The sequence below is a fragment of the Paenibacillus sp. FSL P2-0136 genome (assembly GCF_037975325.1).
Lineage (GTDB): Bacteria > Bacillota > Bacilli > Paenibacillales > Paenibacillaceae > Paenibacillus_AQ > Paenibacillus_AQ silagei.
This window is the reverse complement of record NZ_CP150244.1, coordinates 2,655,200-2,669,235: the sequence shown is the minus strand read 5'-3', so window position 1 is coordinate 2,669,235 and position 14,036 is coordinate 2,655,200. Positions and strand designations below refer to the sequence as shown.

Annotated in this window: 12 protein-coding genes; 5 read left to right on the top strand and 7 right to left on the bottom strand. The window is 52.2% G+C overall.

All coding sequences use genetic code 11. The features are described 5' to 3' along the window. Positions 1 to 2: 2 nt before the first annotated feature. The 6 genes from NYE26_RS10905 to NYE26_RS10880 form a co-directional block, all read right to left on the bottom strand. Entirely contained in the window at positions 3 to 761 is a 759-nt protein-coding gene (locus NYE26_RS10905; protein WP_209875682.1) for an ABC transporter ATP-binding protein, read from the bottom strand. A 9-nt stretch (positions 762 to 770) separates the two neighbouring features. Next, positions 771 to 3,089, bottom strand: coding sequence for an ABC transporter permease (locus NYE26_RS10900; protein ID WP_339255717.1), 2,319 nt, complete (start codon positions 3,087 to 3,089; stop codon positions 771 to 773). Positions 3,090 to 3,092: 3 nt separating this feature from the next. Beyond that, positions 3,093 to 4,373, bottom strand: a complete 1,281-nt coding sequence (locus tag NYE26_RS10895; protein ID WP_036730223.1) for an MFS transporter — start codon at positions 4,371 to 4,373, stop codon at positions 3,093 to 3,095. Next, on the bottom strand, positions 4,366 to 5,031 hold the full coding sequence (locus NYE26_RS10890; protein WP_339255715.1) for a TetR/AcrR family transcriptional regulator: 666 nt from the start codon (positions 5,029 to 5,031) through the stop codon (positions 4,366 to 4,368). The genes NYE26_RS10895 and NYE26_RS10890 overlap by 8 nt, the downstream gene beginning before the upstream one ends. A gap of 348 nt (positions 5,032 to 5,379) precedes the next feature. After that, positions 5,380 to 5,730 (bottom strand): metalloregulator ArsR/SmtB family transcription factor, encoded by a 351-nt coding sequence (locus NYE26_RS10885; protein WP_339255713.1) that lies wholly within the window; start codon positions 5,728 to 5,730, stop codon positions 5,380 to 5,382. Between the two features lie 47 nt (positions 5,731 to 5,777). Further along, positions 5,778 to 6,233 carry a MarR family transcriptional regulator gene (locus NYE26_RS10880; protein ID WP_339255711.1) on the bottom strand — a complete coding sequence of 152 codons (456 nt, stop codon included), beginning with the start codon at positions 6,231 to 6,233 and terminating at the stop codon, positions 5,778 to 5,780. Positions 6,234 to 6,408: 175 nt separating this feature from the next. On the opposite strand from NYE26_RS10880, the gene NYE26_RS10875 reads away from it, so the two are divergent. Beyond that, on the top strand, positions 6,409 to 7,377 hold the full coding sequence (locus NYE26_RS10875) for a zinc-binding alcohol dehydrogenase family protein (protein WP_339255709.1): 969 nt from the start codon (positions 6,409 to 6,411) through the stop codon (positions 7,375 to 7,377). Positions 7,378 to 7,555: 178 nt separating this feature from the next. Further along, entirely contained in the window at positions 7,556 to 8,161 is a 606-nt protein-coding gene (locus NYE26_RS10870) for a histidine phosphatase family protein (protein WP_339255708.1), read from the top strand. 114 nt (positions 8,162 to 8,275) lie between these two features. On the opposite strand, the gene NYE26_RS10865 is transcribed toward NYE26_RS10870, so the two are convergent. Continuing rightward, positions 8,276 to 9,322 carry an aromatic ring-hydroxylating dioxygenase subunit alpha gene (locus NYE26_RS10865; RefSeq protein ID WP_036729879.1) on the bottom strand — a complete coding sequence of 349 codons (1,047 nt, stop codon included), beginning with the start codon at positions 9,320 to 9,322 and terminating at the stop codon, positions 8,276 to 8,278. 348 nt (positions 9,323 to 9,670) lie between these two features. Here NYE26_RS10865 and NYE26_RS10860 point away from each other — a divergent pair, with 348 nt between their 5' ends. The 3 genes from NYE26_RS10860 (at position 9,671) to NYE26_RS10850 (ending at position 14,032) form a co-directional block, all read left to right on the top strand. Further along, the gene (locus NYE26_RS10860) at positions 9,671 to 10,501 is read left to right on the top strand and encodes a PRD domain-containing protein (protein ID WP_339255706.1); all 831 of its coding nucleotides are present in this window, start codon (positions 9,671 to 9,673) and stop codon (positions 10,499 to 10,501) included. A gap of 138 nt (positions 10,502 to 10,639) precedes the next feature. Further along, positions 10,640 to 12,547 (top strand): beta-glucoside-specific PTS transporter subunit IIABC, encoded by a 1,908-nt coding sequence (locus NYE26_RS10855; RefSeq protein ID WP_339255704.1) that lies wholly within the window; start codon positions 10,640 to 10,642, stop codon positions 12,545 to 12,547. A 27-nt stretch (positions 12,548 to 12,574) separates the two neighbouring features. Continuing rightward, the gene (locus NYE26_RS10850) at positions 12,575 to 14,032 is read left to right on the top strand and encodes a family 1 glycosylhydrolase (protein ID WP_339255702.1); all 1,458 of its coding nucleotides are present in this window, start codon (positions 12,575 to 12,577) and stop codon (positions 14,030 to 14,032) included. Positions 14,033 to 14,036 lie beyond the last annotated feature (4 nt).

The following is a 14,036-nucleotide window of genomic DNA, read 5'->3' as shown; positions in this document are numbered from 1 at the left end:
TATTAAATCCCAATCTCCCGCATTTTTGCCGTGATTAAGTTCATGCGGGGCTCAAGCGTCCCTCCGCTGTATTTCGGCAGGCGTATCTCATCGACAATCCGGCCGTCGCACATGAACATAATCCGCTGCGTCCTGGCCGCCACAGTGGCATCATGGGTGACCAGCATGATAGCCGTCCCTTCTTCATTGATTCCGGATAGCAGGTCCATGATCTCCTCGGCAGCCTTCAGATTCAGCGCACCGGTCGGCTCATCTCCGAAAATAATGCGCGGACTGCCCATCAGCGCCCGGCAGATGCCAGCCCTCTGCAGCTGTCCCCCCGAAGCCTCCGTGATATCACGCTTCGCCAGCTCCGCGATGCCCACCTTCTGCATAAGCTGCTGCGCCTTATCCGTAATCGCCGCAACCTTTCGCCGGTTGCCGCGCATCGACGGCAGAATGATATTATCCAGGATGTTCAGATTCTTCATCAGCGTCGGCTGCTGGAACACGAAGCCCATTTCCGTTCTGCGGAGATCCGCAAGCTCATCCTCTTCAAGTATCCCCAGATCCCTGCCCTCAAAAGTAACCAGGCCCCAGTCGATCCGGTCCATTCCGCTCAATGCAAACAGCAGCGTGGATTTCCCTGAGCCTGAAGGTCCCATCACCGAGACGAATTCACCTTCGTGAATATCGACGGATACTTCGTCCAGCACCTTGCGCTGCTCCTCGCCGGTGCCGTATTGTTTGGTTATATTTTCACCCGAAATAATCTTCTTCATCTTCTTGATCTACTCCTTAATATTGCCGGATATTTGAATGTGGCCGATGCCCGATGTGCCGATAACCACCCCGATGAGTACAGAACCGGTCATGATTAGCGGACACAGCAGATACGCCGAGAGTGGATGGACCACGAACTTGAACGACGAAGCCCCGAAGGAGGAGATCACAGCACCGGCAAGAATCTGCCCCAGAGTGTTCGCCAGCAGGGTGCCCAGAACCATCCCGGTCACCAGTACAAATATAGAACGCGCATAATACTGTACAGTCAGATCGGAATTCCGGAAGCCCATCGATTTCATGACGGCAATAGAGTAACGGTCCTTGGCTACCAGCATCCGCATGAACAAGAGTGTAATCAGTACATTCAGAACCAGCATCACGGCTAGAGCAGCCCATGCAGCCTTACCGACTGAGCTAATGGTAGAGCCGAAGGTCTGCGTCACATATTCCCCGATATCGGACACCTTCGCATAACTGAACCGCTCTGCATATTCGCTCACCTTGCTGCTGATTAGCATGGAATCTGCAAGCTCCGCATAAATCACGGCCCACATGGCCTGATCCGAAGTCGTGGTGAAGGTGGCCTTGGCTGTTTTCCCGCCGTTGGTCACATCCGAATAAATCCCGGACACCGTAAGCTCCTTCGCTTCTCCGTCTACGAGCAGGGTCAGGGAATCACCGGCTTGCTTGCCCAGCTCCTTGGCATTCGCGGCGGAGAGGGCAATCTCATTCGCTGCAACCGGGCCTTGTCCTTCACCATAGGCAACCGGAAAAATGGAATGGTCGCCCAGCTCAACCTTTATCCGCTCAACGACACCATTGTCCAGCTTCACGTTCAGCGCCTGAGTGGTCAGCACGGCAAAACGGAAGATCATCACATCCTGCTCCATCACCCGCGCAATATCTGCGGCCTTCTCTGCAATATGGTCCGTCTGCTGGATATCCATGCGCAGATCACTGTCACCGATGCCCATGTATGTAATGAAGCTTGGAGAGGAGATCGTATGATAGAGATTCTGGGGCACAATCATAAGGAAGGAAGAGATGACGAGCACCGCAAGCATGGTTGCATATAGAGCTTTTCTGGACAAGACATCCTTAACACCCAGGTAGACATTCGTGTTCAGCAGCCGGTTGCCGCTCAAGGTAAACCGCCCTGAGCCCGTCCGGGTCTGCTGGGATGTACCGAAACGAATGGCTTCGACCGCCGAAATCTTCCGGAAACGCTTCAGCACCCTGTTCACATAGGCAACAATAACGAGGAATACGAGCAGTACGCCAAGGATGCCGCAGGCCAGAGCAAGTGCCGGATGCGCACTTTCGCCCATATACAGCCTGATATTCTCAAGCAGCAGACCTCTGAAGCTGAACGATAATGCCAAGCCGAGGATACTGCCCAGAGCTGCTATCGCTGCATATTTGGCCAGATAGATTTTTTTGAGATCCGAGACGCGCAGGCCGATGGCCTTCATGACACCGATCTCCCGGTAATCGCTCTCGATGGTTGCCATGAGGGTGAACCGTATACATAGAAAAGCAATAATAACAACCAGCACACTCGCCAGCAGGATCACCGCAATCATCAGCCCGTCCGAGATCGCATTAAGCACTCTGAACAGGGGATATGTAATCACCGGACCGTTCCCCTCAAGTCCTGCTGCGGTATAGTCGGTCTCGAAGGCTCCCAGCATCGACAGGTCCTTCAATCTGAACTCAATCAGATATTCCGTGGTTCCGTACTGCGCCAGCTCCGCATAATCCTCCGTGCTGACGAGGAACCGCTTCGATGAAGCGAGCAGCGAGTTCATCTGTGAATCCCGCAGGAACCCCGCTACGGTGAGACTTGTATCCCCCACGGTAACCTTACCTCCGGCCTTGATGGAGCCATCCTTCATATAACTGATCGGGACATACACCTCGCCGCCCCGTACATCAATCACATTCCCGTCCAGATCAAGCAGATAATCAAACTTCCCGCTCTGTGTGCTGAAGCCGTTATCCTGAACACTGTCCGCAAGCGTATGCCCGTCCATGACAATCCTCGCGCCTTCTACATTGAGGAAATCAAGCACCTGGTAATCTTCCACCTTGTTGTTCTGCTCTGCAAAGGCCTTGAGCCGGGCTTGATCCAGCTGGCCGGAATGCATCTGCAGGAAATGCGGCGTCTTCGCCTGTGTCATTAAATGATCGATGGCCCCTGTCAGATTGACGACTAGAATGGCTGACAGAGAGACGAGCATGGCTGCAGCTGCTACGAACAGCATAGTCGTGAGCGTAATTCCCTTACTTGTACGGATATCTCTGCGGATGATTCGGTAAAACATAAGTTACCCCCTGCTCTCAAGACTTGTAATGGATTTGAGCCGATAGATCATGACCGAAGCAGCGCTTAACAGCAGCCCGGCAATGATGATGAGAAGTCCCATCCCCCGCCCGCTGCCAGTGCCGATGATCCGCCCCACACTATCCGCCAGAACTCCGCCGCTCACCAGCAAGGGAGTAAATACGTAGTCTGCCAGCACACCTGCCAGCATATAAGCCGCCACGAATCCCAGCTGTGAGAGCAGTCCGATCAATGACCAGGCCCTCCCCTGAACGGAATTGTCAATATTGGTGCGGACCAGATAATCCAGGGCCGTGTTCGTAAAGGGCAACATGGCAAAAAACATAAATCCGGCAGCGCCAATCAGCACAATATTCTCACGCAGTCCGAAGACGGCGATACTGATTCCTGAGCAAAAAAGCGACACTGTCAGCATGCGTACGAAATTTTTTTGTATATGCAGCATCCCTATAATGACACTCGACACCAGCATTCCCGATGCCATGACCGTCTCAAGCGTCCCCAGGACCGCACTGCTGGAGAACGCCAGAATCATCGGCATCGACAAGGTCTCGATGAACCCGATGAAGAAGGTCATGACCGAGGTCATAATCACCAGCACCAGTACTCCCCGATTCCCGGAGACTGCTCTCCAGCCTTCTTGAAATTCACGGATAAAGGCCGGTGCCTGCTCCGTCTTCTTGGAGGTAAGACCGCTGCGGACCGCAAGCGTAGTAGGCACGGTTAGAAAAAAAGTACAGATGTCGATAATCAGCAGCAGCTTCACATCAGAGACTGTAAGCAGCAGCCCGGCAATGAGCGGCGAAATCAGATATTTGGCGGAGCCGGCAATCTGCACAAACCCGCTGGCCTTCGTATACTGCTCCTCGGTAAGCAGATCCGTTATCGTAGCCTTATAGGCGGGATCTAGCAACGAGGAGAATACCGAGCTTACAGTCACCCCTAAGCAGATCTGCCACAGCTGTGCATCTCCATTCAGCAGGCAGACCAGAATATAGATCAGACCTAAGGCAGAGAGCGTATCCCCCAGCACCATCAGCAGCCTGCGGTCATAGCGGTCCGCTAGCACGCCAGCGACTGGACTGAGTAGGAGGGAAGGCATGAATGCCAGTAATGTCACCAGCGCCATAGCCGAAGCCTGCCCGGTCTGCTGTAAGGTATAGATCCCCAGCCCGAACGCGGTGAGCCCGCCGCCGATAGCTGAGATCAGTTGTCCTGACCACAAAAACAGGAATCTGCCGAAGCCTGTGCCGGATCTATTCATCACCATTGCCCGCTTCCACTCCACCGGAGCCGCCGAACATCTGCATCACGCTCATCAGACTTCCGCTCCCGGCACCGAGCAGCCTTTCCACGTTGGTGATGAAGGCCAGAATGCGTGACATTCGCTCGTCCTCCGTCATTTCGACCATATCTTGGTCAAAAATGGTGGTGGCGTAGACCACAACCATCTCCATACATTCATACGGATAAGGCGTATTGAATATCCCCTGCTCAATCCCCTCGCTGATGATGGAGGCCAGAATGGGCGGAACGCTGCGGATGACCGCCTTCTGAACCTTCTGATGCATCAGCGCATTCTGCGGCTTGTGGATATGCTCCATAATCTCCGTGCTGCTGCCGTCTCCGCTGCTGATGTTCAGCGCCATGACCGCACGGAGAATCCGCTCAATGACGGGGATGCTCTTATCTTCAGCAATCTGCTGCGCGGCATGAAGGATAGTGGCATTCGTCCGCTCAATCAGCGCATCCATAATATCTTCCTTCGATTTGAAGTGATAATACAGTGTCCCGCGCGCAATACCGACCTTGCCCAGAATATCGCCCGTGCTGGTACCGTCGAAGCCCTTCTGTCCGAACAGCTCCTCTGCTGCGTCCAGAATCTCATTTCTGCGGGCTTCTGCTTCTTTTACAACTCTCATGGTCATGTCTCCTTATGTAAAGGTGGGATGATACTAACTTTGGGAGTAACTGTGATTGTGGCTTTGGATATAACCTTGACTGTAAGTGTACGTGCATCTTTGGGTGTAACTGTAGCTTTATTTGTAAATAAACAACCACCGACCGACTGTCTGTCGGTAAGTGATTATAGCATAGCATGCTTTTCTGAAACAAGGTAGCTTAAATTTTGCGTATACATTTGTCCTGTGCACCCACGCACCCATACAGCAGAGATTGTATTCGGTTTTCAGCATACATTTGGATCACGCACCTCACAGCAGCGATTGTATTCGGTTTTCCGCATACCGCAAAGCAGGGATTCTCCATAATCAGAGAATCCCTGCCTCACGCTCGCATTGTGCCAGAACCTTCTCCAGCCCGCTCACCAAGCTTTTGAGCACCATCAGCTTGCTTCCGGAGTCCAGCCGGTAATAGTTGCGGGTGCCGTCTTTTCGGACGCTAACAATTCCGGCCTCTAACAATATTCTAAGATGATGGGACACGACCGGACGGGAAAAATGGGTGATCCCTCTTATCTCGCCTACACGCATGCCCGGATCTTGCGGCCCTTGCAGCAAGGCCATCAGAATGGCTTGCCGGGTCTCGGCACCGACCGCGTTCAGCACCTTCAGCGAATTCTTGAATTGAGATGCCAGCTCATTCATAAGCTCCTGATCCATGAAAATCCCTCCTATGTGCTTCATCGTCACGAATCCTATCGTTTCGTTCAGCGGCTCATCCCTGGAGCAGTGACCAGAATCTTGCTGGCCAGGGCTATCATCTGTGCCCGCTCAACCACGGTAAGACCATCGGTTACCGCCGTAATCTGCCGCTCGATCTGCTCCCCGACCTCGTGAATAATCTTCCAGCCTGCCGGAGTAGCCCTCACATTGAATGCCCGCCGGTCACTCTCTGATACGGTACGCTCTACCAGCCCGCGGCGCTGCGCCCGGTCAACGAGCCCTGTAATACTGGATTTGTCGAGGCCCAGATGCTTGGCCAGCTGCAGCATTCCCGGCTCCCGGTCGCGCAGTATTCCCAGCAGACGGATCTGAATGATCGACAGATCATGCTCCGTGCCTATCCGGGCAAGGATATTCTGCACCAGGAAGGATAGCTGCACAAGGCTGTCTACCATCGACAGATCATCCAGCTTATCAAAAGAATTATCGTAACCGCTCATTGATTTCACTCCGCACTTTTGTATATTTCAGACCTGTTCGCTCCTATTGTACCACAGCAGCCGTTGACTTTGTACGCAATACAAACTATTATTGTTTGTATTACAAACCTTTTAGTTTGTTTCACAAACCAATACACTCACCCGGGTAACTATCCGGGTAAATGGAGGCCTATTTATGTACGCTGCTATTGTAAGATCATTCGATTCAGGTCCGAAATACGAAAAGGTTGACGCTCCGGTACCTTCAGGAGAACACGAAGCTCTGGTGGATGTGCTGGCTGCCGGATTACATCTCCGGGTCCGGGCACAAGCCAATGGTTCTCACTACACGAGTACGGATGAACTTCCGTTAATCCCAGGAATTGACGGCGTCGGACGGCTCCCGGATGGCAAGCTGGTCTATTTTGTAGCCACCGATACGGCCCTGGGATCGTTCGCAGACCAGACCCTCATCGATCTTCGCCGTGCTGTCCCGCTCCCCGCAGATGCTGATCCCGTGCTCATCGCCGCCGCGATGAATCCGGCTATGTCCTCCTGGGTAACTCTCCGCCGCCGGGTTCAGGCTAAGCCCGGGTTCAAGGTTCTCATTCTGGGTGCTACCGGCAACTCTGGACAAATGGCCGTGCAGATCGCCAAGCTTATGGGAGCCAGTCAGATCATCGCTGCCGGGCGGAACCCGGAACGTCTGCGTTCGCTTACACAGTATGGTGCAGATGTAGTCATATCGCTTACCGGAGATCCCGGGGCAGTGGCCCGGAACCTCGGCGAAGCCTCAGCTGAAGTGGATATCGTTCTCGACTATCTGTGGGGTGAGCCTGCTGCACTCGCCATGCTCCCGATATTAACCCGCCGGTCCGACCGCAGCCGGCTGTTAACCTGGATTCAGATCGGTTCCATGGCAGGCGCGGACGCCGCGATTCCTTCCGCTGCACTCCGTTCTGCCAACTTCCAGATCATCGGCAGCGGCCAGGGGTCCGTCACGCCTGCCGGATATCTGGCCGAATTCCCGGCGTTGATCCAAGCGATTGCTGCGGGTCAGCTTACAGCTAACCCTGTGGTTTACCCGCTATCCGAAATTGAACAAGTATGGAAGACTCCGCCGGGCAGCCAGCAGCGTATTGTCTTCGTGCCGCACAACAAGTAGTTTCCCGAACCCTCCAAGCAAGCTGTGTCCAGGTATTGTCAAGCTACGTTACTCCTACTGTAACTTCTGTTCTTGAACATTCTGGAAAGTAAGTGATAGACTTAGCAGGATATCCTTTTTGAAGGAACCTTTTAAGGAATCATACTTACGCATCATAGAACAGGGGGCCGAGGAGCAGTTGGCGATATATCTGGTAAGACACGGCAAGGATGACGAAGGATATCGCGGCGGATGGAGCCAGCGGGGGCTAAATACCCAAGGCTACAGACAAGCCGAGAAGCTGGGCTGTTTTTTGAGAGAGAATTCGGCTTCATTCCCTATACAACGTATAGTCAGCAGTGATCTGCAGCGGGCGCTGGATACAGCCGGCGAGCTGGCAAGAGAGCTGAAGTTACCCTTGGTGCGCAGCATGGATTGGCGGGAGATGAACAATGGCGTGATCGCCGGTATGCCGAACGAAATCGTGAACGAACGGTACCCCGGCTTATACTTCTCAGGACTGCGGATGGACGAGCGTTATCCCGGCGGAGAGAGTCCGCTCGAATTTTTCACACGGATTCAAGAGACCTTCACCCGGCTCTGCGAAGAGCATGCGGACAGCGGCCCCGATGATAACATAATTATTGTTACACACGGCGGTGTCATAAATATCATCTATCACATCATCAAAGGGATCGATTGGAATAACCGTGGCAGTAAATTCCCGGCTTCCTATGCCAGCCTGCACAGAATTGAGCTTGTGGACGGAAGATGGAGCCTTTCTCTGGAAAATTATACGGTCTAGCTGCTGCCGCTGACTCGACGTTACGCAGGCAGCCTAGACCCAATCAACACAACAGCACACGCCCGGCTGCCGAGCTTCTGCTCTCTGCTGCCGGGCGTGTGCTGTTAATAATGCTCAGGACGTATAATTCTGCCCCAGCCCTAGACTGCTTAGCAGCTGTCTATAAGCAATGGAGGTGCGGTCTGCCGGAATATGGGCTTCAGCCTGCAGATCCAGCGGGAGATCCTCCGGCGTCTGCGACTCCACCATCTCCGCATCCTCCTGGAACACCTGCAGATTGAATTTCACCGTGTCCTCCAAGGGGGCGTTCTTGTCAAAATTCCGCGAGATCGGGCAGAACAGCCGGGTATAACGGGCCGACACCGGAGAAGCACAGTTCAGAATCTTCAGCCTGCCCTCATCCGGGAAATAGACAGTTAGCGAAGCGGCGAACGGTGCGAATACACGGAACTCCCGCAGCCACTGGAAGCCTTCCGGCGCAGGATTCTCCTGCCCTTTGCCATAGTTGCTGACCGTGCTCCAGTATTCTGCCACCAGCTCCGTCTCCCCTTCACGCCACACCTTGTACTGGGGAACCTCTGTATTATTGCGGTCACCGAAGGTTGCCGTATGCACGTAAGCGAAATGGGATACATCAAGGAAGCCTTCCATCTGCCGCCCAGACGAGCCGGCAATATCGAAGCTTGGGATTAGAATATTAATATAGTCGGGATCATCCCAGGCCGGGAAGGCGGGAATCTGCTCCGGCGCATCTGCCAGGCAGGTCCAGATCAGACCGTAGCGTTCGATGGCCGGATAGACAATCAATTTCAATTTGGGCGAGATTTTGGCGCTTGGATGTGCCGGTACCGCAGTACATTTCCCCTCACAATTATAGCGGAACCCGTGATACGGGCAGACAATCTCCCCGTTCTCCACCCATCCCTTACTCAGCGGGGCTCCCCGGTGAAAACACAGATCCCGGGCAATAACCACCTTGCCTCCGCTGCGGTAGCATACCAGCTTCATATCCAGCAGCTTCACAGCCACCGGCTGATCCTGTACCTCTGCTGCCGTAGCCACCGGATACCAGTACTGGGCCAGAATACGCCAGTCTTCAGGCGAGAAGGTGCAATCACGCGGGAGCTCAAGCTCTGCCTGCCGTTTCTTTTCCTCTATCATGGCTGCCCCACCTCTCCATATATTATAGATACTTAAGATTCCTTAATTATATGTCAGAATAACTGACTTGTTGAGTGTATTTTAAGCTAATTTCATCATGACAATCAATTATTTCGCTGAATATTTTGTATTCGAGCCTAAAATCAGCTATTCAATGTTATGCAAAATGACATATAAATTGATTTCTAATACCCATAAAATGCATGATTGACTTTTCGAATCTGCTGATTATAATAAGGTTATATTCCTTACACGGACTGTTACTGGGCAACCAGGCATGACCGAAAACGATTACATTTTTTTGTAATCCTTTTCGGTCATTTTTATTTGGAGGGGAGGTGAGTATGTATGAAGGTCATCAAAAAAGTGAACAACAATGTAGCTATTGCTATTAATGACAACAATGAGGAAGTGTTTGTGGTTGGCAAGGGCGTTGGTTTCCCAAAAACCCCCTATCAGTTGACTGAAACCGATATGGTGGTGGAGAAAATCTTTGTCGCTCCCAAAAACATCCGCATGTACGACTTGTTGAACAGCATTCCGATTGAGCATATCTATCTGGCGGAAGAAGTCATTACCATGGGCAGCGACATTCTGCATAAGACGTTCAATACCAATCTGCTGCTCACTCTCTCTGACCATATAAGTTTCGCTCTGGCCCGTACCCGTGAAGGTGTCTCCATCAAGAATCCGCTGGAATGGGAAGTGCGCACCCTATACCCGGATGAGACCCGTGTAGGTGAAGCTGCAGTCCAGTTAATTGAAGCTACAGCGGGAGTCCGTCTCCCGGCAGCCGAAACGACCCTGATTGCCTTACATTTTGTGAATGCCCAGGTGGGGTCTGGAGAAATGAGCGATACAACCAAAATTACCACCGTTACCGGCGAGATGCTGTCCATCATCAAATACGCGCTGAAAATTGATTTTGAGGAAGAGTCCATTCATTTCATGCGCTTCGCCACCCATGTCCGTTATTTCATCATGCGGCAGATGAGCGGCAAGTCGCTGAAGAAAGAGAATGAAGCGTTGTTTGAGATGGTAACAGAGAAATTCCCGCGTGAACTGGAGTGTGTGGAGAAGATCGCGGCATTCCTGCAGAACAATTACGGCTGGAGCTGCACCAATGATGAGAAGCTGTATCTGATTCTTCACATTCAAAGGTTAATCTCCAACGACTAGCCGGCCCTGCCCGATAATTGCATACTATGAATTGGACTGTTACTGATTCGATCAGGCATGACCAAGCACACGGGAATGACGATTCCCTTGCTTGGTCATTTTTTTATTCCCAGACTACTTTATGTAAGGAGAATGGTCATGAACAACAAGGAATTGGCCCAAAACGTACTGGAGCTTGTAGGCGGCGAACGTAATATCTCATCGCTCACCCACTGTGCAACACGGCTGAGATTCGTGCTTAAAGAAGACAGAAAGGCCGATCTGAAGGCGCTGGACCGACTCGAAGGCGTACTGAAGGCGCAGAATGCAGGCGGGCAGGTTCAAGTGGTGGTCGGGAACAAGGTAGATGCTGTGTATGCTGAGCTGCGCAATCTCACCTCGGAGAACCTCCAGAGCGAAGACGGGGATGCAGCTCCCAAAAAGAAACAAAATCCGGTAAATGTGGTCCTTGAGACGATTGCAGGCATCTTCACTCCAGTGCTCCCGGCCTTGATCGGCTGCGGTATGATCAAGTGCGTGGCTACAGTATTGGCAGCGCTAGGATGGATGGAAGGCTCCGGGTTCCTGTCCATCGTCAATATGATTGGCGATCTGATTTTCTACTTCCTGCCCTTCTTCATCGCTGTAAGTGCTGCCCAGAAATTTAAAACCAATCCGTATCTGGCCGTTGCGCTTGCTGCCGGATTAATGCATCCCGTGATTCTCGATGGCGCAGCCAAAATTGCCGAAACCGGCGTGAAAACAATCGATTTCCTCGGCATGCCGATCCTGCTGATGAAATATTCCTCGTCGGTGATTCCAATCATTCTGGGCGTGTGGGTCATGAGCTACCTCTACCCTGTAGTGGACAAATTCATTCCCAAGTTTCTGCGGGTGCTCTTAACTCCAATGATTGTATTGTTCATCATGATCCCGCTGGAACTGATCGTACTTGGACCGGTCGGCTCTTATATCGGTACTTGGCTGACCGACGGCATCAACTACCTGTATGCAACCGTTGGCGTATTGGCAGGTACGATTCTCGGGTTCTTCAAGCCCATTATGGTTATGTTTGGCATGCATTACGCCATTATGCCGATCCAGATTCAACAGATTGCCAGCATAGGCTCGACCATGCTGCTGCCGGCCTCTCTTGCAGCTAACCTGGCCCAGGCGGGAGCCGCCTTCGGTGTTTTCGTTCTCACCAAGAGCAATACGATGAAATCCGCAGCCGGGTCAAGCGGTTTCACCGCCCTGTTCGGCATTACCGAGCCGGCGATTTACGGCGTTAATCTTCGTTACAAACGGCCGTTCTTTGCCGGGTGTGCGGCAGCCGGAATCGTAGGCGGTTTCTACAGTATTGTTCATGCGAGTGCAAATGCCATCGCCCTTCCGGGAGTCTTGGCCCTGGGAACGTATACAGCAGACCGTTACGTCTATATTGTGATCGGGTCCATCGCAGCAGTCGTTCTGGGATTTGTATTCACCTTGCTCGCAGGCATCAAGGAAGATGCGGGCGGGCAAGCCATTACGAAGGCTAAGAAGAACGCCGCTCCGCCGGCAGCCACTCAGGATGCCACCCCTTCGGCATCCCGCGCTGCGGATACCGCTGGTATGCTGATCGTCAGTCCGATGACAGGTGAAATTAAGCCGTTAGCCGAGGTTGAGGACCAAGCCTTTTCTCAGGAGCTGATGGGCAAAGGCATTGCCATCGTGCCAAGTGAAGGCAGAGTCTACGCACCTTTTGACGGAGTGGTTGAGGCATTGTACAGAACCAAACACGCCATCGGGCTTAAAGCAGCGAACGGCGTGGAAATACTGATTCATATCGGCGTAAATACGGTGAGCCTGAAAGGCAAGCATTTCAAATCCTATGTAGAGCAAGGTCAATCCATTCAGGCAGGCGACCTGCTGGTGGAATTCGATTCCAAAGGAATTATTGCCGATGGCTACCCTACAATTACCTCTATTGTCGTGACCAACATGCAGCAGTTCGCCGATGTACTGACGGCCTCAGATAGCGGTTCAATCCAAGAAGGCGAAGCACTGCTGAAACTGATTCCGTAACTCATACAATTAAGGAGGAACACTATAATGACGCAATCTCTGTTTCCGGAAGGCTTCCTGTGGGGAGGCGCTCTCTCCGCCTGTCAGGCAGAGGGTGCTTACAATATAGACGGCAAGAGCCTGACCATTCCAGATGTGATGAAATTCAACTCCAATAACGATCGTAAAGTAACCAAGCAGATGAAGATTAACCGCGAGATGATTGAAGAGGCCAAAAACGATCCGGATACGGTTAAATATCCAAAACGCCGCGGCATCGACTTTTACCACACGTTCCGTGAGGATATCGCTCTGTTCGCCGAAATGGGCTTCAAGGTCTTCCGTTACTCCATCGCATGGGCCCGTGTATTCCCAGGCGGAGACGATGCCGCCCCGAACGAGAAGGCATTGCAATTCTACGATCAGGTGATTGAAGAGTGCCTGAAGCACGGCATGGAGCCGCTAATCACCATTAGCCATTTCGATACGCCGATCGTGCTGATTGACAAATTCGGCGGCTGGTATAACCGCAGGCTGGTGGACTTATATGTCAACTACTGCGAGGTGTTATTCAAGCGTTACAAGGGCAAAGTAAAGTATTGGGTGACGTTCAATGAGATCAATATGAGTGTCAAAGCCGGAGCAAAAACGCTCGGAATTATCGAATACGATGCACCGAATTATGAGGAAATGCTGTTCCAGGGGTTACACCATCAGTTCGTGGCAGCCTCTAGAGCGACCAGACTGGCGCATAAGATTGATCCGGGTAACCAAATCGGCAGCATGGTAGCTTACTTCACTACCTATCCGTACACCTGCAAACCGGAGGATGCCCTCCAGATGCAGAAGGATGACCAGATGAAAAACCAGTTCTTCCTCGATGTCTTGAACCTGGGCGAATATCCTTATTACGCCAAGACTTATTTCAAAGACAAAAATATCACGCTGCACATCGAGGATGGCGATCTGGATAGCATCCGTGCACATACAGCGGATTACGTCGGTATGTCCTACTACAACTCCATGATCTCCAGCAGTGACACAGAGCAGCTCGAACTGACGGCAGGTAACGTACACAGTGTCTATAAAAACCCGCATTTGCCTGAAAATGAATGGGGCTGGCAGATCGACCCTGTGGGGCTGCGGTATACGTTGAATCTGGTGTATGACCGCTACCACAAGCCTGTGTTTATTCTGGAGAACAGCTCAGGCTTCTACGACAAGTTGAATGAAGACGGTACTGTGAACGATCCTTACCGCATAGATTTCTTGAGAAAACATATCGATCAGATGGGGCTGGCCATTCAGGATGGTGTCGAAATGATAGGCTATACCATGTGGGGGCCGATTGACATGATCAGCTCTTCTACCTCGGAAATGAGCAAACGTTACGGGTTCATCTATGTGGATCAGGATGACTACGGCAACGGGACGATGAAGAGAACCCGCAAGGATTCCTTCTATTGGTATCAGAATGTTATCCGGACGAACGGGGCCGAGCTGTAGACAG

Bases quoted from the DNA above. Each gene is read 5' to 3' on its own strand.
- NYE26_RS10905 (WP_209875682.1), bottom strand. From the start codon at position 761: ATGAAGAAGATTATTTCGGGTGAAAATATAACCAAACAATACGGCACC.
- NYE26_RS10900 (WP_339255717.1), bottom strand. From the start codon at position 3,089: ATGTTTTACCGAATCATCCGCAGAGATATCCGTACAAGTAAGGGAATT.
- NYE26_RS10895 (WP_036730223.1), bottom strand. From the start codon at position 4,373: ATGAATAGATCCGGCACAGGCTTCGGCAGATTCCTGTTTTTGTGGTCA.
- NYE26_RS10890 (WP_339255715.1), bottom strand. From the start codon at position 5,031: ATGAGAGTTGTAAAAGAAGCAGAAGCCCGCAGAAATGAGATTCTGGAC.
- NYE26_RS10885 (WP_339255713.1), bottom strand. From the start codon at position 5,730: ATGGATCAGGAGCTTATGAATGAGCTGGCATCTCAATTCAAGAATTCG.
- NYE26_RS10880 (WP_339255711.1), bottom strand. From the start codon at position 6,233: ATGAGCGGTTACGATAATTCTTTTGATAAGCTGGATGATCTGTCGATG.
- NYE26_RS10875 (WP_339255709.1), top strand. From the start codon at position 6,409: ATGTACGCTGCTATTGTAAGATCATTCGATTCAGGTCCGAAATACGAA.
- NYE26_RS10865 (WP_036729879.1), bottom strand. From the start codon at position 9,322: ATGATAGAGGAAAAGAAACGGCAGGCAGAGCTTGAGCTCCCGCGTGAT.
- NYE26_RS10860 (WP_339255706.1), top strand. From the start codon at position 9,671: ATGAAGGTCATCAAAAAAGTGAACAACAATGTAGCTATTGCTATTAAT.
- NYE26_RS10855 (WP_339255704.1), top strand. From the start codon at position 10,640: ATGAACAACAAGGAATTGGCCCAAAACGTACTGGAGCTTGTAGGCGGC.
- NYE26_RS10850 (WP_339255702.1), top strand. From the start codon at position 12,575: ATGACGCAATCTCTGTTTCCGGAAGGCTTCCTGTGGGGAGGCGCTCTC.